We start from the raw sequence: 16,710 nt of genomic DNA on the forward strand, positions 1-16,710 counted from the left end.
CTTGTCGACGTCTACAGTTCCCCCTCAAGCTGCTTCCTCGCCGCAAGCAGCTCCTTGCCCCACTTGTCCGCCGGCGAGGGCTTGAGCCGCTCGGCCGGCCCGGAGATAGACAGTACGGCCACCAGCGCGCCGTCCGGTTGGAACACCGGCGTGGACACCGACGCGAGGCCGATTTCGCGCTCTGCGACGGATTCGGCGAAGCCGTCGTCACGCACCTGCTTGAGTTCCGCGTCTTTAAAAGGCGCGTCGACGGGGGCGTAGGCGGCGAACACGCGGGCGGCGGAGCCCGCGGTCAGGGTCAGGTGAGAGCCGACAGGGACTACGTTGTGCAGGCCGCTTTCGGGTTCCTCGGCGGCGATGCAGGTGCGTGTGGTGCCGGTGAGCTGGTAGAGCTGGGCCGATTCGCCGGTGGCCTCGACGAGGCTGCGAAGCACCGGGGCCGCGGCTGCGAGCAGTCTCGGCGACGGCCCGCCGGTGTAGCTGGGCAGCGCGGGCCCAAGCGACCATTCGCCGCGTTCGTTGCGGGCGAGCACATGGTGCACTTCGAGTGCCGTGGCGATGCGGTGTGCGGTGGCCCGGGGCAGCTCGGCGGCGTCGCTGAGCTCTGCGAGCGATTTGTCGCCGTTGGCTACCGCGGCCACGATTGTCACTGCGCGGTCGAGCACTTTAATGCCGGATCCTTCGTTATACTGTCTCACAGTTCGAATCCTATCATCTCATTATGTGGGAAGGTGGGGAGGAAACGCGAAGGAGTTTGCTATGGCGGAGACACCGTTGACGTTGGCGGAGAAGGTGTGGCGCGACCACGTGGTCAAGCAGGGCGAGAACGGCGAGCCCGACCTCATCTTCATCGATTTCCAGCTCCTGCACGAAGTCACCTCACCGCAGGCGTTTGAGGGGCTGCGCTTGGCAGGCCGCAAGATGCGGCATCCGGAGCTGCACCTGGCCACCGAAGACCACAACGTGCCCACCGAAGGGATCGTCTCCGGCGAGCTGCTCGAAATTTTGGAGCCGACCTCTCGCACCCAGGTGGCCACGCTGCGCAAGAACTGCGAGGAATTCGGTGTCACCCTGCACCCGATGGGTGACGTCAAGCAAGGCATCGTGCACACCGTCGGCCCGCAGCTGGGCATCACCCAGCCGGGCATGACCATCGTGTGCGGCGACTCGCACACCTCCACCCACGGCGCGTTCGGCTCCATTGCCATGGGCATCGGCACCTCCGAGGTGGAGCACGTCATGGCCACCCAGACCCTGCCGCTGAAGCCGTTTAAGACCATGGCCGTCGAGGTCACCGGTGAACTGCAGGAAGGCGTCACCGCGAAAGACTTGATCCTGGCGATCATCGCCAAGATCGGCACAGGCGGCGGCCAAGGCCACATTATCGAGTACCGCGGCGAGGCCATCGAGAAGATGTCCATGGAAGCACGCATGACCATCTGCAACATGTCCATCGAGGCGGGTGCGCGAGCCGGCATGGTCGCGCCCGACCAGAAGACCTTCGATTACGTCGAAGGCCGCGAGTACGCACCAAAGGGCGCCGACTGGGGCGCCGCGGTGGAGTACTGGAAGACGCTGCCCACCGACGAGGGCGCCAAGTTCGACACCGTGGTGGAGATCGACGGCGCAGCGCTCACCCCGTTTGTCACCTGGGGCACCAACCCCGGCCAGGGCCTGCCGCTGGGGGAGCGAGTGCCGGATCCGGAGGACTTCACCGACGAGACCTCGAAGCAGGCCGCCGCCAAGGCGCTCAACTACATGGACCTGACCCCGGGCACGCCGCTGCGCGACATCGCCATTGACACCGTGTTCTTAGGCTCGTGCACCAACGCCCGCATCGAGGACCTGCGCGCCGCCGCCGAGGTGGTCAAGGGCCGCTCCATCGCGGAAAACACCCGCATGCTGGTGGTGCCCAGCTCCACGCTGGTCAAACAGCAAGCGGAGCAGGAAGGCATGGACAAGGTCTTCACGGACTTCGGCGCCGAGTGGCGCACTGCCGGGTGCTCGATGTGCCTGGGCATGAACCCGGATCAGCTGAAACCGGGGGAGCGGAGTGCGTCGACAAGCAACCGCAACTTCGAAGGACGCCAAGGACCCGGCGGGCGCACCCACCTTGTCTCCCCGCTGGTCGCCGCGGCGACCGCTGTCACCGGCCACCTCGCTAGTCCCGCCGACCTGTAAAGGAGCACTCAGATGGAGAAGTTCACCACCCACACCGGTGTCGCCGTGCCGCTGACGCGCTCGAACGTGGACACCGACCAGATTATTCCGGCGCGCTACCTCAAGCGCGTGACCCGCACCGGCTTCGAGGACGGCCTGTTCTCCAACTGGCGCGAAAACGAACCCGGATTTGTGCTTAACCAGGACGCGTACAAAAACGGATCCGTGCTCTTCGCCGGGCCCGACTTCGGCACCGGCTCTTCGCGCGAGCACGCCGTGTGGGCGCTGATGGACTACGGCTTCCGCGCCGTGTTTAGCCCCCGCTTCGCCGACATCTTCCGCGGCAACTCCGGCAAGGCAGGACTGCTCGCCGCGAACCTGCCCGAAAACGACATCGAACTGATCTGGAAGCACTTAGAGCAGCACCCGGGAGAGGCCGCCACCGTGTCGCTGGAAGACCGCACGGTCACCGTCGGCGACAACACCTTCGTCTTCGAGGTGGACGACTACACCCGCTGGCGCCTGATGGAAGGCCTCGACGATATTGGCCTGACGCTTCGCGGCGAAGACGATATCGAGGCCTTCGAAGCACAACGGCCGGCGTTCAAGCCGGCCGTGCGATAAAAGGGAGAAGCGCTAGTCCTGCGGCGCTTCCTCGTCGAGGCGCTGGGTGACCTCCGGCGCGAACTCCGCGAGGAAGTCACGCGAAGCGGTCACCACGCCCTGGATGCCGGTGAGGATGTGGGACTCGAACTGGGCGTCGGTGTACTCCCAGTGGCCGGGCAGGCTGTAGGCCACGCCCAAGGCGGTGACGCCGCGCTCCTCGTCCTTCAAAGCGGTGACGGTGGGGTATGCCTTGGTGTAGTTGTACTGCTCGGCCCAGTTGCGAATGTCCTCGTAGCGGTCCGCGCCGATGGAATCCACCGCGACCGAGGAAATCACGTTGATGTTCGGGGCGATGTGCGCGATTTCCAAGCCGATGCGGGAAAAGCCGGTGCGGATGGCAAACTCGCTTGCCTCGTCAAACTGCCAGCCCTGCTTGGCAAAGACGTCCTTGACGCGCTGGATGGACAGGGGCTTTAAGGTGTCGTTGCTCATGGGTGTTACGCCTCCTTAGCGCCGTCGTTGAAGGATTCTTCGAGGCCCGGGAAGGTCTCGCGCAGCTGGCCGGCCACGTGGTGGATGGCGGAGAAGAAGTACTCGCACATCTCGCGCAGCTGCGTGTCAGCGAAGCCGTCGCCGGAGAAGAACGGCGCCTCCATGATCGCGATGGCGGTGCCATCTTGGCGCAGCACCGGGTGCACGCGCACCAGCGGCAGGGTGCGGTTCATCAGGTTCGCGAACTCGCGAAGCTTCTCGACGTCCTCCGGTTGATCCACAACCGCCATCCACCTGGACGTGGCCTTGAAACCCTCGCGTTCGACCTCGAAGAAGACCACCAGGCCGGGAAAGGCGGTGCGGCACTCGCCGCCGTCTTCGCGGAAGTACTTCAGATCCATCGCTTCCAAGGTGGACGCGATGCGTTCCTGCGTCACCGGCGGGAAGGCGGTGGGGGTGGGGGAAGTCATAAGAAAAATCCGTTCCTTTCTTTTCGCTACAGCACCGGCAGTGCGGACGGGACGTAATCGGCGCCGGTGAGCTGGCCCTCGTTAAAGCTCAGCACCCACACGGAGCCCTTCTTCGCGCGGATCTCGGTGTCGATGGGCAGGGTGCCCTGCGCGGACAGCCAGGCGATCATGCCCGGGATGACATCGCCCTGGGCACAGACCACGGAGGTGCCGCCCTGCTCAATCACCTCGGTGAAGGCGCGCTGCGCGCCGACCATGTCGGACAGCCATGCCTCGTCGCCGAAGCGCGCATCTACGGCCACGTCGATGCCCAGCTCGTCCGCAAGCGGGGCGACGGTGGTCTGGCAACGCTCCGGTGCCGCGGAGTAGATCCGCCCCGGGGAGAATGCGCTGAGTAGCGGGACCAGCATCTCGGATTGGCGGCGGCCCTTCTTGTCCAACGGGCGCAGGTTGTCGTCGCCGGACCACTTCTCACGCTCGTGCGCGCGGGCGTGGCGCACGTACAGCACGCGCGCGGTGGCCGGGGTGGCGAAGCGCTTCTTTGCCTTTTGCAGCACCTGTCGGTCCAGGTCGTAGGTCATCAGCTCGCAGGCGTCGTCGAGAGGCAGCCAGCGGATCTCGTCCACCTCGTCGTTGGGCTCGAACTCGCCGCCGGTGACCTCGCCGGTCCAGTAGTAGACCACCTTCGTGGTCTTCTTCACCGGGTAGACCGTCTTGCCCAAAAGCTTGCCCAGGCGCACGTCGAAGCCGGTTTCTTCCTTGATCTCGCGCACCGCGGTCTGCACCAGGGACTCGTCCGGGTCCAGCTTGCCCTTGGCTAAAGACCAGTCGTCGTAGTGCGGGCGGTGGATGCACGCCACCTCCAGCGAGTCAGGTTGAGCCAGGTCACCGCGCCACAGCACCGCGCCGGCGGCAAGCGTGGTGCGCTTGAACTCGCTTTGCGGGTGGTTGGGGATTTCCTGCAGGCGCCCGGTGAGAAACATCTCGCCGCGCGTGTCCTTGTCCTGCTCGTGCAGTTGGCGGTCGTCATTTGGCATACATTCCATTGTGACGCAGACTCGGCTGGCGCGCTACGTCCGGGCAGGGTCCGGGCGGGGTGGTACGTTGTAGCGGTTGAAAAACGCTGGGAGGACGCACTGATGGTCAACGTGGCAGTACTGGGCGCCGGTTCCTGGGGGACCACCCTTGCCAAAGTGTTCGCGGACGCGGGCAACCCCGTGAGCCTGTGGGCACGGCGCGAGGAGCTCGCACGCACAATCCAGGACACCCGGGAAAACCCCGACTACCTGCCCGGCATCGAACTCCCGGCGGCGATTCAGGCCACCTCGAAGGCCGCCGAGGCGCTGGAGAACGCGGCGATAGTCGTCTTCGGCGTGCCCAGCCAGACCATGCGAGATAACCTCACCCGCTGGGCGCCGCACTTGCCTAGCGACGCCACGCTGGTGTCCATCTCCAAAGGCGTCGAATCCGGCACACACTTGCGCATGAGCGAAATCATCGCGGAAGTCACCGGGGTAGAAAACGAGCGGATCGCGGTGCTGACCGGGCCGAACCTCTCGCGGGAGGTCGCCGAGGAACAGCCGGCCGCGACCGTGATCGCCTGCGCCGACGAAAACCGCGCCAAGCTGGTCCAGGCTGCGTGCGCCACCAGCTACCTGCGCCCGTACACCAACACGGACGTGGTGGGCTGCGAGATCGGCGGCGCCACCAAAAACGTCATCGCGCTCGCCTGCGGCATGGCCGCCGGCCAGGGGTTGGGAGACAACACCCAGGCCACCCTGATCACCCGCGGCCTGGCGGAGATCACCCGACTCGGCGCGGCGCTCGGGGCGGACGCACGAACCTTCGCCGGCCTTGCGGGCATGGGGGATCTGGTGGCCACCTGCGCCTCCCCGCTGTCGCGCAACCGCACGTTCGGCGCCGCGCTGGGAGGGGGCGCCACGATGGACGAGGCCCGCGCCGCCACCAAAGGCCAGGTCGCGGAGGGTGTGGTGTCCTCGCGCAGCATCTTCCAGCTCGCGGAGGAGCACTCCGTGGAGATGCCGATTACCCAGGGCGTGTTTTCGGTGTGCCACGAGGGCATGAAGGTCGCGGACGTCATCGCCGCGCTGATGGGTCGCAGCAAGAAAGCGGAGTAGCGCCCGGTAGGCTAGCTCCCCGTGATCCGCATAGCTGTTTTGTACGGTGGCATGTCCACCGAGCACTCGATTTCCTGCATCTCCGCCGACTCGGTTATGTCGCATATGCCCGCCGAGTACGAGGTGGTTCCCATCGGCATCACGCAGGAAGGTGTCTGGGTTGAGGGTGTGGCGAATCCGGCTCAAGGGGCGGAGCTTCCCGTGGTCAAGCCTGGGCGCGAAGTTGCGCTCTCATTGAACCCGCAGCGCAAGGGATTGCTTTACGACGTCACCTCCGGCGAGACCATCACCACCATCGACGCCGTCTTCCCAGTGCTGCACGGCAAATACGGCGAGGACGGCACAGTCCAAGGCATGCTCGAGATGGCAGGGGTGCCGTACGTCGGCCCGGGCGTGCTGGCGTCCGCGTGCGGGATGGACAAGGAGTACACGAAAAAGCTCGTTGCCGCGGCCGGCATCCCGGTCACGCGCGAGGTGATCTTGGACGGCGCGCGCGAGCTGACCGAGGCGGAGCGTTCGCATCTTGGTCTGCCCGTGTTTGTGAAGCCGGCCAACGGCGGGTCTTCTATCGGCGTGTCCAAGGTGACCAGCTGGGATGCGCTGCCGGACGCGGTGTCGCTTGCGCTCGAGTCCGACGGCAAGGTCATCGTGGAGGCCGAGTTGGTTGGCGACGAGGTGGAAGTTGGCGTGCTTGAGCGCCCCGACGGCACCATCGCCGCATCCGTGCCCGCCAAGCTCAACGGCACCGAGGACTCCGCTGAGGGCTTCTACGGCTTTGAGACGAAGTACCTCGAAGAAGGTGTCACCGCCACCATTCCAGCGCCGTACTCCGACGAGCTGATCGCCCAGCTGCAGGACATGGCGGTGACGTGCTTCCACGCGCTGGATTGCAAGTCGCTCGCGCGCGTGGACTTCTTCGTCACCGACAACGGGCCGGTGCTCAACGAGATCAACACCATGCCCGGCTTCACCGCGATTTCCATGTACCCGCAGGTGTGGGCCGCCACGGGCGTGGACTACCCGCAGTTGCTGGACACCCTGATCCGCACCGCGCTGCGCTAGCTACGCCTGCGCGGTGTGCTCGGCGATGAGGTTGGTCAGGTTCGTGATCGCCTCGTTGCTCTCCGCCTGTGGCAACGACGCCGCCACCTGCACGTCGCGGCCCATCGCGTACCAGGTGGAGGCGGTGGTGCCGTTGGCCAGCTTCACGTCCTCGAACCAGGGCACGCCGTTGATCTGGTCCAAACGCGCGCCCGGGCCGTAGTTGGCCGGGTCGGCGACTCCGCAGCGCAGCACGATCGCGTCCTGGCCTGCGGCGGACCAGGCCACGGTCTGCTCACTCACGGCGTCGACGCGGGTGTAGCCCTCGGCGATGGATTCGGGGGCCGCGGCGAGCAGGCTGTCGCACTTGCTGGAATCGCCGGCGGCGAGGTCGGCGAGCGGGGCGGGGCGCTGCTCGGGGGCGGGGCCGGTCAGCGCGGCGGTGTCGATGCCGGAGACGGGGGCGGTGCCGTCGCGAAGCTGCTGCGTATCGGCGGTGACGGCGAGGACGGGGGAGCGGTCCACAGTGAACCAGGTGGTCAGGGTGGAGCCGGGGGTGGCGTCGTTGACGCGCAGCCAGCGGGCTCCTTCGATGTCCTCGGTCTGCGCGTACGGGGTGTACTGCGCGGGCGCGTCCACGCCGCAGCGCAGGGTGATGCGCTCGGTGGAGGAGGCATGCCACGCGGCGGCGCCCTCGGGGGCGGGCTCGGCCAGTTCGGCGCGTTTGAGGTTTGCGAGGGTGGACGGGAGGGCGTCGATAAGCGATGTGCACTCCGCGGAAGACGCCTCGGGCGCAGGCAGCTGCGTCATCGCCACCGGCTGCAACGCAACGCGGTTGAAAAACACGCGAGCGCCGACGAGCACGCCGAGCACCAGCGCCACCGCCAGCCCAAGACTGACGTAGATGGTGGTGCGGTTAAATTGAGCATTATGCGCCGTGGAACCCATGGCGGCTGAGTCTAGTGAAAGGGTGCGCGCAGACGTGATCGAGACAGGCTTTCCCACCGGCGGGCCGACACTGGGCGAGCTCGGCGAGCGCGAAGTCATCGCGCTCATCCGCGCCCAGGCACCGTCCCCGCTCAACGGCGACGACGCCGCGGTGCTCACCCAAGCGGCACCGAATTCGCGTGTGGTGGCCAGCACCGACATGCTCGTGCAGGACCGCCACTTCACCGCGCAGACCACCACGCCGTACCTGCTGGGGCGCAAAGCGGCGCTGCAGAACTTCGCGGACATCGAGGCGATGGGGGCGCGCCCGATCGCGGCGTTGATGGCGGTCTCCGCGCACCCGGATACCCCGGCGAAAGTGCTGGAGGAGCTCGCGCACGGTGTGGGCGAGATGGCGTCGGACTACGCCTGCGAGCTGGTCGGTGGCGACGTCACGGGCGGCGACTACCTGGTGGTGTCCGTCACCGCCATGGGCGCGCTCGGCGGCAACCGCCCGCCGCTGACCCTGGACGGGGCCCGCCCGGGTCACCGCGTGATCGCACATGGGCGCATCGGGTACTCCGCGGCGGGGCTGGCGCTGCTGCAGGCTGGCGTGGACATCCCGCCCCAGCTAGAGCCGCTGGTCGCCGCGCACCAGGTGCCGGAGCTCACCCCGGGCCGCGGCGTGGTGGCGCGCGCGGCGGGGGCGTGCTCTATGACCGACAACTCGGATGGGCTGATCCGGGACATCACCCAGCTTGCGGCCGCGTCGGGTGTGGGCATCGACCTTGCGTCCAACGCGCTCGCCCCCGACCAGCTGTTGGTTCAGGCCGGCACGCTGCTCGGCGTGGACCCCTGGGAGTGGGTGCTTGGCGGCGGGGAGGACCACACGCTCATCGGCACCATCGAAGGCTCCGCGCCGGTGGGCTTCCGCTCCATAGGCGCGGTGACCAAGAAGCAAGGCGTGCGTATCGACGGCTCCTCACCCGCCACCGACACCGGATGGGAGAGTTTCTGATGTTGCCCGTACACGAATCCTGGCAGGCACCCCTGGCGCCGGTGGAAGATCAGATCCACGCCATGGGCGATTTCCTGCGCGCCGACGGCAGCTACCTGCCGCGCGGCAACGACATCCTGCGGGCGTTTGCGGACCCGTTCGAGGATGTGCGCGTGCTCATCCTGGGCCAGGACCCGTACCCGACACCGGGGCATCCGATGGGGCTGGCGTTTTCCACCCAGCCCGGGGTGGCCGCGCCGCGCTCGTTGGTGAACATTTACAAGGAGCTGCAGGACGATCTCGGCGTCTCGCCGCGCAAGGACGGGGACTTGAGCTCGTGGTCGAACCAGGGAATCTTGCTGCTGAACAGGGTGCTCACCGTGCGTCCGGGCGCGCCGGCGTCGCACCGCGGCAAGGGCTGGGAGGCCGTGACACAGGCGGCGGTCGAAGCACTGGTGGCCCGCGACACCCCGCTGGTGGCCATCCTGTGGGGCCGCGACGCGCAGACGGCCGCGAGGTTTTTGGGCGACACCCCACGCATCGAGTCGCCGCACCCGTCGCCGCTGTCCGCCTCCCGCGGGTTCTTCGGCTCGCGTCCGTTCTCGCGGGCGAATCAGGCGCTGGAAAAGATGGGTGCTCAGGCGGTCAACTGGGCACTCTAAGCGGAACCTGTAAACTCTCTCAGCATGTCTGCATCTCCGCTTTCCGACGGCGCACGCCTGCTCGCATGGGCCCGCCGTGCCTCCGGCGAGCTGGAGCGCAAGCGCGCGGAGATCAACGAACTCAATGTTTTCCCAGTTCCGGACGGTGATACCGGCTCCAACATGGCGCACACGATGGCTGCGGCGGTCGAGGCCGCTGCGGAGCTGCCGGACGGCGCGGGCCTGACCGAGGTCGCCGAGGCGCTGGCCGTCGGCGCGGTGCGTGGCGCGCGCGGCAACTCCGGTGTCGTGCTCTCCCAAATCCTGCGCGGGTTCGCCCAGGCCGCCGACAACGGGGCAACAGAAGGGGAGATGCTCGCCGTCGCGCTCACCAACGCCGTCGGGTTTGTGGACCGCGCCATCGCGGAACCGGTCGAGGGCACCATCATCACGGTGCTGCGCGCCGCCGCCGACGCCGCGCGCCCCAACGCGCACCTCCCGCTTGTCGACGTCGCTGCCGCCGCCACCGCCGGCGCCCAAGACGCACTGCGGCTGACGCAGACCCAACTGCCAGCACTGCACGAGGCCGGCGTGGTCGACGCCGGCGGGGCGGGCCTGGTGGCGGTGCTGGGCACGCTGACGGTTGAAGGGGAAGGCAAGGGGTCGCCGGAGGACGTCGATAGGCAGACGTCCGAAACCCAAGGCACCCAGGGCGAACTGGAGGTGATGTTCAGCTTCCGCGGCGACCTTGATGCGCTGAAAAGCGAGCTTGCGGGGCTGGGCGACAGCCTGATTGTCGCGCCGCTGAACGATAGCGAGGCCACGGTGCACATCCACTCCCGCGACGCCGGAAAGGTCATCGAGACTGCCTTTTCCGAAGGTGAGGTGAGTGATCTGCGCTTGGAGGTGCTCACGAGCGCGGTTCCGGCCGGTGCGCCGGAACGGTTGATCATCGCGGTGACCCCGCCAGGGTCCGTGACCAGCCTGTACGCCGCCTCCGGGGCGGTGACCGTGGTGCCGGGGCCGAACGTGGCGGCGGACATGCTCGACGCGATCACGCGCTCAGGCAGCAACGAAGTGATCGTCCTGCCGAACGGACAGCTGAGCAGCAGCGAGCTCGCGGCGGTGGAAAACGCGGCGCGCGCGGTGGAGCAGTCCATCACCATCCTGCCCACGGTGCGGCTGGTCTCCGGCATCGCTGCGCTGTCCGTGCACGACCCGGCGCAGCCGCTGGCCACCGCCGCGTTCACCATGTCCGAAGCCGCCGGCGAGATGCGCACAGCACTGGCCTTCCGCGCCGAGAAGGGCGCGCTCACCCTGGGCGGCGCGGTGGCGAAGGGCGACGTGGTGGTCACCTCACGCGGCGAGCACCTCCTCATCGCCGACGAGCCGATGGAGGCCGTCGAGCGCGCCTGCCGCCGCCTGCTCGAACACGGCGGGGAGCAGGTGAGCGTCCTGTTCGACCCGAGCGAGCTGCGCGCCGACGGGCTGGAGGAGCTCGCGGGCAAACTCGGTGTCGACGTGATGGTTTATCCTGCGGACGGACTGCAAGCCTGCGCGGAGATTGGGGTGGAGTAGATGCTGGGTTTCGAGGACACGCGCCCGCTCAACCTGGTCATTCCCCTCAAGCAGGCCAAGGCGATAGGCAAGCACCTCGACATCCACACCTGCGGCGAGTTGCTGCGGCACTATCCGAGGCGGTACCTGCACTACGGCACCGGCGCCGACCTTTCCGGGATTCGCCCGGGCGACACGATTAACGTCATCGGCACGGTCGTCGGCACCGAGCAGTTCACCTCCAAGAAGCAGCCGAAGCGGCCCATTTACAAGGTGCACGTGGACGACGGCCGCCAGGTATTTTTGGCCGCCTTCTTCGGCTCCCACTACGCCCAGCGCGTGCTCAAAGAGGGCCGGCGGGTGATGCTCACCGGCAAGTACGACGTGTTCCGCAACCAGCCACAGCTCTCGCACCCAGACTTCGTGCTTTTAGACGGGCCCACGCAGGCCACCGGCGCGCTGCGGCAGCTCGGCCACTTCGGCGACATCGAACAGATCATGAGCGGCCGCGAGTGGCTGCCCATCTACCCGGCAGTGAAAAACGTCAGCACCTGGACCATCATGGGGGCGGTGCATGCGGTGCTCAAGGAGCTTCCGCCTATCGACGAGCCTCTCGGCTTCACCCCAATAGGGTTCTTGCCCCTGAAATCGGCGGTCCACCAGATCCACGAGCCGGGCCCGCCGGGTCCTGCCCGTGCGCTGGAGCGGCTGAAGTACGACGAGGCGCTGTCCGTGGCGTTGGCGATGGGCGTGCGTCGCGCTGACGCGGAGGCCCGCAGCGCCAAGGCTCTGCCGCGCGTGAAAGGCCGCGACCAGGACTTGCTGGTGCAGCGCTTGCCGTTCCCGCTGACCGCCGGCCAAAACGAGGTGGTCGCGGAGATCACCCGCGACATGGCGCGCACCGTGCCCATGAGCCGCCTGCTGCAGGGTGAGGTCGGCTCCGGCAAAACCATCGTGGCGCTGATCGCCATGCTCCAGGCCGTGGACAACGGCGCGCAGTGCGCCTTCCTCGCGCCGACGGAGGTGCTGGTGCTGCAGCACGCCCGTTCCATGACCAAGGTGCTCATGAACGCCGGCCTGCCCACCCGCGTGGTGGCCCTGACCGGGTCGATGACGGCGGCGCAGAAGCAAGACGCGCTGCTGAAAATCGTCACCGGCGAAGCCGACATCGTGGTGGGCACCCACGCGCTGATCCAGGACGGCGTGGAGTTTTTCCGCCTCGGGCTTGTGGTGGTGGACGAGCAGCACCGCTTCGGCGTGGAGCAGCGCGACGCGCTGCGCGCCAAGGCGGGGGATGAAACCCCGCATCTGCTGGTGATGACGGCGACGCCGATCCCGCGCACCATCGCCATGACCGTCTTCGGCGATTTGACCGTGTCCACGCTGCGCGAGCTACCCGGCGGACGCAAACCGATCCAGTCCGCGGTGGTGCCCGAGTTCAAGCCGCGTTGGGTGGCGCGCGCCTGGGAGAAGATCCGCGAGGAAGTCGCCGCCGGGCACCAGGCGTACGTGGTGTGCCCGCGCATCGACGGTGAAGGCGGCGTGCTCGAGGTCTTCGCCGAACTTGCGTCCACGGAGCTCGAGGGCCTGAACGTGGCGTTTCTGCACGGCCGGATGAAGGGCGAGGAGAAAGACACCGTGATGGCGGACTTCGCCGCCGGCGGGGTGGATGTGCTGGTGGCCACCACGGTGATCGAGGTCGGCGTGGACGTGCCCAACGCGACGGTGATGATGGTGCGCGAATCCGAGCACTTCGGTGTGTCCCAGCTGCACCAGCTGCGCGGGCGCGTGGGCCGTGGCGGCAACCAGTCGCTGTGTTTGTTCCACACGCAGGCGGAGGAAGGTACCCCGTCGTTTGAGCGCGTGTCCCAAGTCGCGTCCACCACGGACGGGTTCGCGCTGGCGGAGCTGGACCTGCTCAATCGCCGTGAGGGCGACGTACTGGGCACGCAGCAGTCCGGCATGCACCGCACGCTGAAGTTGCTCAACCTGGTGGAGGACTTCGAGCTGGTGCGCCGTGCGTACGACGACGCCGCGCGTCTGGTGGCGGACAACCTCGAGTTCGCCCGCGCCGCCACTGCGGATTTCATTCCAGAGGACTTCGAGTATTTGGACAAGAGCTAGGGCGTTAGAGTTGTGGCCATGAACCGCATCATTTCCGGCGAGGCCCGCGGCCGCAAGATCAAGGTGCCGCCAGAGGGCACACGTCCCACCTCAGACCGAGCGCGCGAGGGCCTGTTTTCCTCCCTGCAGGTCCGATTCGGGTTCGTGGATATGAACGTGCTTGACCTGTTCGCCGGTTCCGGTGCGCTGGGGCTGGAGGCGGCCTCCCGCGGCGCTGCCGAGGTGGTGCTGGTGGAAAACAACCCGGAGGCCGTGCGCGTCATCGAATACAACTCCGGTGTGGTCGGCCACCCGAATGTGACCGTCGAGCCAGTGAAGGCGTCGACGTATCTCGCCCGCGCGCCGCGCAACCACTTCGACATCGTACTCGCGGATCCGCCGTACGAGCTCGCGGATGAGGCCGTCGCGGAAATGGTGGAGGCGCTTAAGCCCGTGCTTCACGACGGCGCCGTGGTCGTCGTCGAGCGCCACCGCGAAAGCCCCGAAACGGACTGGCCGAAGGAGTTCACCCCGACTGGCCAGAAGCTGAAGAAGCGCCTGTACGGCATCGCGCGCATGGACATGGCCGTGTACTCGAATCCGGAAACTGAAGCAGAGGTGGAGGAGTAAATGACTACCGCAGTGTGCCCGGGCTCGTTCGACCCGATCACGAACGGCCATCTGGACATTGTCACCCGCGCTTCGCGGCATTTCGACGAGGTGGTGGTCCTGGTTACCGGTAACCCGACGAAGACCTCGGGACTGTTTTCCATCGACGAGCGCGTCGAGTTGATCCGCGAGGTTATCGCGCACCTGCCCAACGTGCGCGTGGACAGCTGGGGTGGGCTGCTGGTGGACTACACTTCCGCCCACCACATCACCGCCCTGGTCAAGGGCCTGCGTTCCTCGTTGGACTACGAGTACGAGCTGCCGATGGCGCAGATGAACCGACGCCTGACCGGCGTGGATACCTACTTCCTGCTCACGGACGAGAAGTACGGCTACATTTCCTCCTCGCTGACAAAGGAAGTGGCGAAGTTCGGCGGCGACGTCACTGGCCTGGTGCCGGACACCGTGCGCGAGGCGATGGCGGAGAAGTACCGCTAGTGCTCGTCGCGTTGGGCGTCGGCATTGCCGTCGCGGTGGGCGCGTGCATGCAGCGCATCTCCGGCATGGGCGTGGGGCTGATCGCCGCGCCTGTGCTCTCGCTGTTGCTCGGGCCTGTCGACGGCATCCTGCTGGTCAACCTCCTCGCCGTGATCAACGCTGCGACGAACACCTGGGGCATGCGCGCAGACGTGGACTGGAAAAAGTTCGCTCCGATCGCGCTCGCGCTAGTCTTTGGCGTGGTCCCGGGCACCTGGGTGGTGGCGAACGCGCCGACCAACGTGTTGCTCGTGCTGGTCGGCGCTTTGCTGCTGCTGGCTTTGTCTGTGGTCACGCTGGGCAAACGATACGTGCCGCGCGTGGAGGGTGCGGTGCCGGCGGCGCTGTCAGGTGTGATCGGCGGGTTCATGAACACCCTGGCCGGGGTGGCAGGCCCGGCGATCACGGTCTACGCGGAGGCCGCGCGCTGGCCGCAGCGGGTCTACGCCGCCACGCTGCAGCCGATTTTCTTGGTTGCTGGCACGCTGTCGTTCACGGTGAAGGTGGTCGCCGGCGCCGCGGACGTCGCCGGCATCGAGCCTGCGCTGTGGGTCGCCACGCTGGCCGCTTTGGCGGTGGGCATTGGCGCGGGCAAGCGGCTGGCCCCGCGGGTGCCGTCTACAACCGCGCACCGCATAGCGCTGGGTTTAGCTTTCGCCGGCGGGGCCACAGCGCTGGTGCGGGGGCTTATTTAAAACAGGGTGGACACGAACGCCTTGGTGCGCTCGTGCTGCGGGTTGTCCAGGACCTGCTCCGGGGTGCCGTACTCGATGATCCGGCCGCCGTCCATGAACGCGACCTTGTCGGCCACCTCGCGGGCGAACGCCAGCTCGTGGGTGACCACCAGCATGGTCATGCCCTGCTCGGCGAGCTCGTGCATCACGCGCAGCACTTCGCCGACGAGTTCGGGGTCGAGGGCGGACGTGGGTTCGTCGAAAAGCATGAGCTTCGGATCCATCGCCACCGCACGCGCGATGGCCACGCGCTGCTGCTGGCCGCCGGAAAGCTGGATCGGGTAGGCGTCCGCCTTGCTGGCTAGGCCGACCATCTCCAAAAGCTCCATGGCGCGCGCCTTGGCCTCGTCCACTGGCTGGCCCTTGACGTGCACGGGCGCCTCGATGATGTTGTCCAGCACGGTGCGGTGGCCGAAGAGGTTGAAGCTCTGGAACACCATGCCGATGTCGCGGCGCTGCTTGGCGGCGTCCTTCTCGCTCATCTCGTGCAGCACGCCGCCGCGCTCGTTGTAGCCGATGAGCTCGCCGTCGACGTAGAGGCGGCCGGCGTTGACCTTCTCCAGGTGGTTGACGCAGCGCAGCAGGGTGGACTTGCCGGAGCCGGACGGGCCGATCAGGCAGGCGACCTCGCCGGGGTAGACCTCCAGATCGATGCCTTTGAGCACGTCGAGGTTGCCGAAGGACTTCCACACGTCCACGGCCTGGATCATTGGCTTTTGCTTGACGGTCATTAGCGCTGCCCCTTCTTCTGCGGTTCTTCCACGATTTCAACGTTGTTGGGGATGGTGCCCTCGGCGTCGGCCAGGCTGGCCAGTTGGCGGGAGGTGAGCTGGCGGGTGGCACCCCGGTCGAAGTAGCGCTCCAGGTAGTGCTGCGCCACCATGAGCAGCGAGGTGATCACCAGGTACCAGGTGGCGGCGACCAAAAGCATCGGCACCGGCTCAAACAGCGCGGCGGCGATGTCCATGGAACGGCCGTAGAGCTCCAACGAGTAGGGGATAGCCACCACGAGCGAGGAGGTTTTCAGCAGCGAGATGAACTCGTTGCCGGTGGGCGGGATGATGATGCGCATCGCCTGCGGCAACACGGTGCGGCGCATGGTCTGACTCCAGCTCATACCCAGCGCCTTGGATGCCTCCACCTGGCCCTCCGGCACCGCGGAGATGCCGGAGCGGACGATCTCGGCCATGTAGGCGGCCTCGTTTAAGCCCAGGCCCACCACGGCGAGTGCGAACGCCGAGGAGGTGAACGGGTCCAGCGGGATCTCGGTGAAACCGAGGTTGATCGTGTCGTAGATCGCGCCGATTAGGCCCCAGAACATCAGCTGGACGTAGACCGGGGTGCCGCGGAAGATCCACAGGAAGATCCAGCCGACGGTTTTGAACACCGGGTTCGGGCTCATGCGCATCACCGCCAGCAGCACGCCGCCGACCACGCCGAGGAGCATGGCCAGCACTGTGATGGCGATGGTGTGCAGCGCCGCGGTGGCGATGCGGGTGTCCAGAAGGTAGGAGAAGTAGGTGTCCCAGCCGTAGGCGTCGTTACGCGCGGCGCCGATGACAAACCAGACCACCAGCACCACGAGCAGAGCGGCGATCGCCCAGCGGCCCGGGTGGCGCAGCGGCTTGGCCTGGATGCGCTCGGGGCGGGTGCGCTCTTTCTGGCTCGCGGCGTACTTGGAATAGGGGGTGCTCATGC

At 67.0% G+C, this 16,710-nt stretch carries 18 protein-coding genes; 11 read left to right on the plus strand and 7 right to left on the minus strand.

Annotated features, from left to right (window positions below; translation table 11 throughout):
• Nucleotides 1-11: 11 nt before the first annotated feature.
• Nucleotides 12-698, minus strand: a complete 687-nt coding sequence (locus CAFEA_RS05090; protein ID WP_082855653.1) for an IclR family transcriptional regulator — start codon at nt 696-698, stop codon at nt 12-14.
• A gap of 61 nt (nt 699-759) precedes the next feature.
• On the opposite strand from CAFEA_RS05090, the gene leuC reads away from it, so the two are divergent.
• Nucleotides 760-2,181 (plus strand): 3-isopropylmalate dehydratase large subunit, encoded by a 1,422-nt coding sequence (leuC, locus tag CAFEA_RS05095; RefSeq protein WP_063937332.1) that lies wholly within the window; start codon nt 760-762, stop codon nt 2,179-2,181.
• Nucleotides 2,182-2,193: 12 nt separating this feature from the next.
• On the plus strand, nt 2,194-2,784 hold the full coding sequence (gene leuD / locus CAFEA_RS05100) for a 3-isopropylmalate dehydratase small subunit (RefSeq protein ID WP_063937331.1): 591 nt from the start codon (nt 2,194-2,196) through the stop codon (nt 2,782-2,784).
• A 12-nt stretch (nt 2,785-2,796) separates the two neighbouring features.
• On the opposite strand, the gene CAFEA_RS05105 is transcribed toward leuD, so the two are convergent.
• Genes CAFEA_RS05105 through CAFEA_RS05115 form a run of 3 tightly spaced genes read right to left on the minus strand, consistent with a single transcriptional unit; the run spans nt 2,797 to nt 4,765 of the window.
• Entirely contained in the window at nt 2,797-3,258 is a 462-nt protein-coding gene (locus CAFEA_RS05105; protein ID WP_034999884.1) for a hypothetical protein, read from the minus strand.
• A gap of 5 nt (nt 3,259-3,263) precedes the next feature.
• Nucleotides 3,264-3,728 (minus strand): YbjN domain-containing protein, encoded by a 465-nt coding sequence (locus tag CAFEA_RS05110; protein WP_063937330.1) that lies wholly within the window; start codon nt 3,726-3,728, stop codon nt 3,264-3,266.
• Nucleotides 3,729-3,754: 26 nt separating this feature from the next.
• Nucleotides 3,755-4,765: an NUDIX hydrolase gene (locus CAFEA_RS05115; RefSeq protein WP_063937329.1), complete on the minus strand. Its 1,011-nt coding sequence runs from the start codon at nt 4,763-4,765 to the stop codon at nt 3,755-3,757.
• 102 nt (nt 4,766-4,867) lie between these two features.
• Here CAFEA_RS05115 and CAFEA_RS05120 point away from each other — a divergent pair, with 102 nt between their 5' ends.
• Both CAFEA_RS05120 and CAFEA_RS05125 read left to right on the plus strand, forming a co-directional pair.
• Nucleotides 4,868-5,866, plus strand: coding sequence for an NAD(P)H-dependent glycerol-3-phosphate dehydrogenase (locus CAFEA_RS05120; RefSeq protein ID WP_034999887.1), 999 nt, complete (start codon nt 4,868-4,870; stop codon nt 5,864-5,866).
• A 21-nt stretch (nt 5,867-5,887) separates the two neighbouring features.
• Nucleotides 5,888-6,928: a D-alanine--D-alanine ligase family protein gene (locus tag CAFEA_RS05125; protein ID WP_076589935.1), complete on the plus strand. Its 1,041-nt coding sequence runs from the start codon at nt 5,888-5,890 to the stop codon at nt 6,926-6,928.
• Here CAFEA_RS05125 and CAFEA_RS05130 read toward each other — a convergent pair whose 3' ends face one another.
• Complete coding sequence (locus tag CAFEA_RS05130; protein WP_063937327.1) at nt 6,929-7,855, minus strand: DUF3515 domain-containing protein; 927 nt, start codon at nt 7,853-7,855, stop codon at nt 6,929-6,931.
• A gap of 34 nt (nt 7,856-7,889) precedes the next feature.
• Here CAFEA_RS05130 and CAFEA_RS05135 point away from each other — a divergent pair, with 34 nt between their 5' ends.
• The 7 genes from CAFEA_RS05135 to CAFEA_RS05165 are packed head-to-tail and all read left to right on the plus strand — an operon-like array spanning nt 7,890 to nt 14,973.
• Nucleotides 7,890-8,852, plus strand: coding sequence for a thiamine-phosphate kinase (locus CAFEA_RS05135; protein WP_253704934.1), 963 nt, complete (start codon nt 7,890-7,892; stop codon nt 8,850-8,852).
• Complete coding sequence (locus CAFEA_RS05140; RefSeq protein WP_172796711.1) at nt 8,852-9,493, plus strand: uracil-DNA glycosylase; 642 nt, start codon at nt 8,852-8,854, stop codon at nt 9,491-9,493. The genes CAFEA_RS05135 and CAFEA_RS05140 overlap by 1 nt, the downstream gene beginning before the upstream one ends.
• A 24-nt stretch (nt 9,494-9,517) precedes the next feature.
• Nucleotides 9,518-11,050: a DAK2 domain-containing protein gene (locus CAFEA_RS05145; protein WP_063937325.1), complete on the plus strand. Its 1,533-nt coding sequence runs from the start codon at nt 9,518-9,520 to the stop codon at nt 11,048-11,050.
• Nucleotides 11,051-13,153 carry an ATP-dependent DNA helicase RecG gene (locus CAFEA_RS05150; protein WP_063937324.1) on the plus strand — a complete coding sequence of 701 codons (2,103 nt, stop codon included), beginning with the start codon at nt 11,051-11,053 and terminating at the stop codon, nt 13,151-13,153.
• An 18-nt stretch (nt 13,154-13,171) separates the two neighbouring features.
• Entirely contained in the window at nt 13,172-13,762 is a 591-nt protein-coding gene (rsmD, locus tag CAFEA_RS05155; RefSeq protein ID WP_063937323.1) for a 16S rRNA (guanine(966)-N(2))-methyltransferase RsmD, read from the plus strand.
• Complete coding sequence (coaD, locus tag CAFEA_RS05160; RefSeq protein WP_034999893.1) at nt 13,763-14,239, plus strand: pantetheine-phosphate adenylyltransferase; 477 nt, start codon at nt 13,763-13,765, stop codon at nt 14,237-14,239.
• A complete protein-coding gene (locus CAFEA_RS05165; protein WP_034999894.1) occupies nt 14,239-14,973 on the plus strand; it encodes a sulfite exporter TauE/SafE family protein in 735 nt (244 codons plus the stop codon). Before coaD ends, CAFEA_RS05165 begins: the two co-directional genes overlap by 1 nt.
• On the opposite strand, the gene CAFEA_RS05170 is transcribed toward CAFEA_RS05165, so the two are convergent.
• Both CAFEA_RS05170 and CAFEA_RS05175 read right to left on the minus strand, forming a co-directional pair.
• Complete coding sequence (locus tag CAFEA_RS05170; protein WP_034999895.1) at nt 14,970-15,743, minus strand: amino acid ABC transporter ATP-binding protein; 774 nt, start codon at nt 15,741-15,743, stop codon at nt 14,970-14,972. The genes CAFEA_RS05165 and CAFEA_RS05170 overlap by 4 nt on opposite strands.
• On the minus strand, nt 15,743-16,708 hold the full coding sequence (locus tag CAFEA_RS05175) for an amino acid ABC transporter permease (protein WP_051106483.1): 966 nt from the start codon (nt 16,706-16,708) through the stop codon (nt 15,743-15,745). Before CAFEA_RS05175 ends, CAFEA_RS05170 begins: the two co-directional genes overlap by 1 nt.
• Nucleotides 16,709-16,710 lie beyond the last annotated feature (2 nt).

The organism is Corynebacterium afermentans subsp. afermentans, assembly GCF_030408355.1.
In the GTDB taxonomy this organism is placed as follows: domain Bacteria; phylum Actinomycetota; class Actinomycetes; order Mycobacteriales; family Mycobacteriaceae; genus Corynebacterium; species Corynebacterium afermentans.

Coding starts and splice junctions, on each gene's coding strand:
- leuC (WP_063937332.1), top strand. CDS start 760: ATGGCGGAGACACCGTTGACGTTGGCGGAGAAGGTGTGGCGCGACCAC.
- leuD (WP_063937331.1), top strand. CDS start 2,194: ATGGAGAAGTTCACCACCCACACCGGTGTCGCCGTGCCGCTGACGCGC.
- CAFEA_RS05105 (WP_034999884.1), bottom strand. CDS start 3,258: ATGAGCAACGACACCTTAAAGCCCCTGTCCATCCAGCGCGTCAAGGAC.
- CAFEA_RS05110 (WP_063937330.1), bottom strand. CDS start 3,728: ATGACTTCCCCCACCCCCACCGCCTTCCCGCCGGTGACGCAGGAACGC.
- CAFEA_RS05115 (WP_063937329.1), bottom strand. CDS start 4,765: ATGCCAAATGACGACCGCCAACTGCACGAGCAGGACAAGGACACGCGC.
- CAFEA_RS05120 (WP_034999887.1), top strand. CDS start 4,868: ATGGTCAACGTGGCAGTACTGGGCGCCGGTTCCTGGGGGACCACCCTT.
- CAFEA_RS05130 (WP_063937327.1), bottom strand. CDS start 7,855: ATGGGTTCCACGGCGCATAATGCTCAATTTAACCGCACCACCATCTAC.
- CAFEA_RS05140 (WP_172796711.1), top strand. CDS start 8,852: ATGTTGCCCGTACACGAATCCTGGCAGGCACCCCTGGCGCCGGTGGAA.
- CAFEA_RS05145 (WP_063937325.1), top strand. CDS start 9,518: ATGTCTGCATCTCCGCTTTCCGACGGCGCACGCCTGCTCGCATGGGCC.
- CAFEA_RS05150 (WP_063937324.1), top strand. CDS start 11,051: ATGCTGGGTTTCGAGGACACGCGCCCGCTCAACCTGGTCATTCCCCTC.
- rsmD (WP_063937323.1), top strand. CDS start 13,172: ATGAACCGCATCATTTCCGGCGAGGCCCGCGGCCGCAAGATCAAGGTG.
- coaD (WP_034999893.1), top strand. CDS start 13,763: ATGACTACCGCAGTGTGCCCGGGCTCGTTCGACCCGATCACGAACGGC.
- CAFEA_RS05170 (WP_034999895.1), bottom strand. CDS start 15,743: ATGACCGTCAAGCAAAAGCCAATGATCCAGGCCGTGGACGTGTGGAAG.
- CAFEA_RS05175 (WP_051106483.1), bottom strand. CDS start 16,708: ATGAGCACCCCCTATTCCAAGTACGCCGCGAGCCAGAAAGAGCGCACC.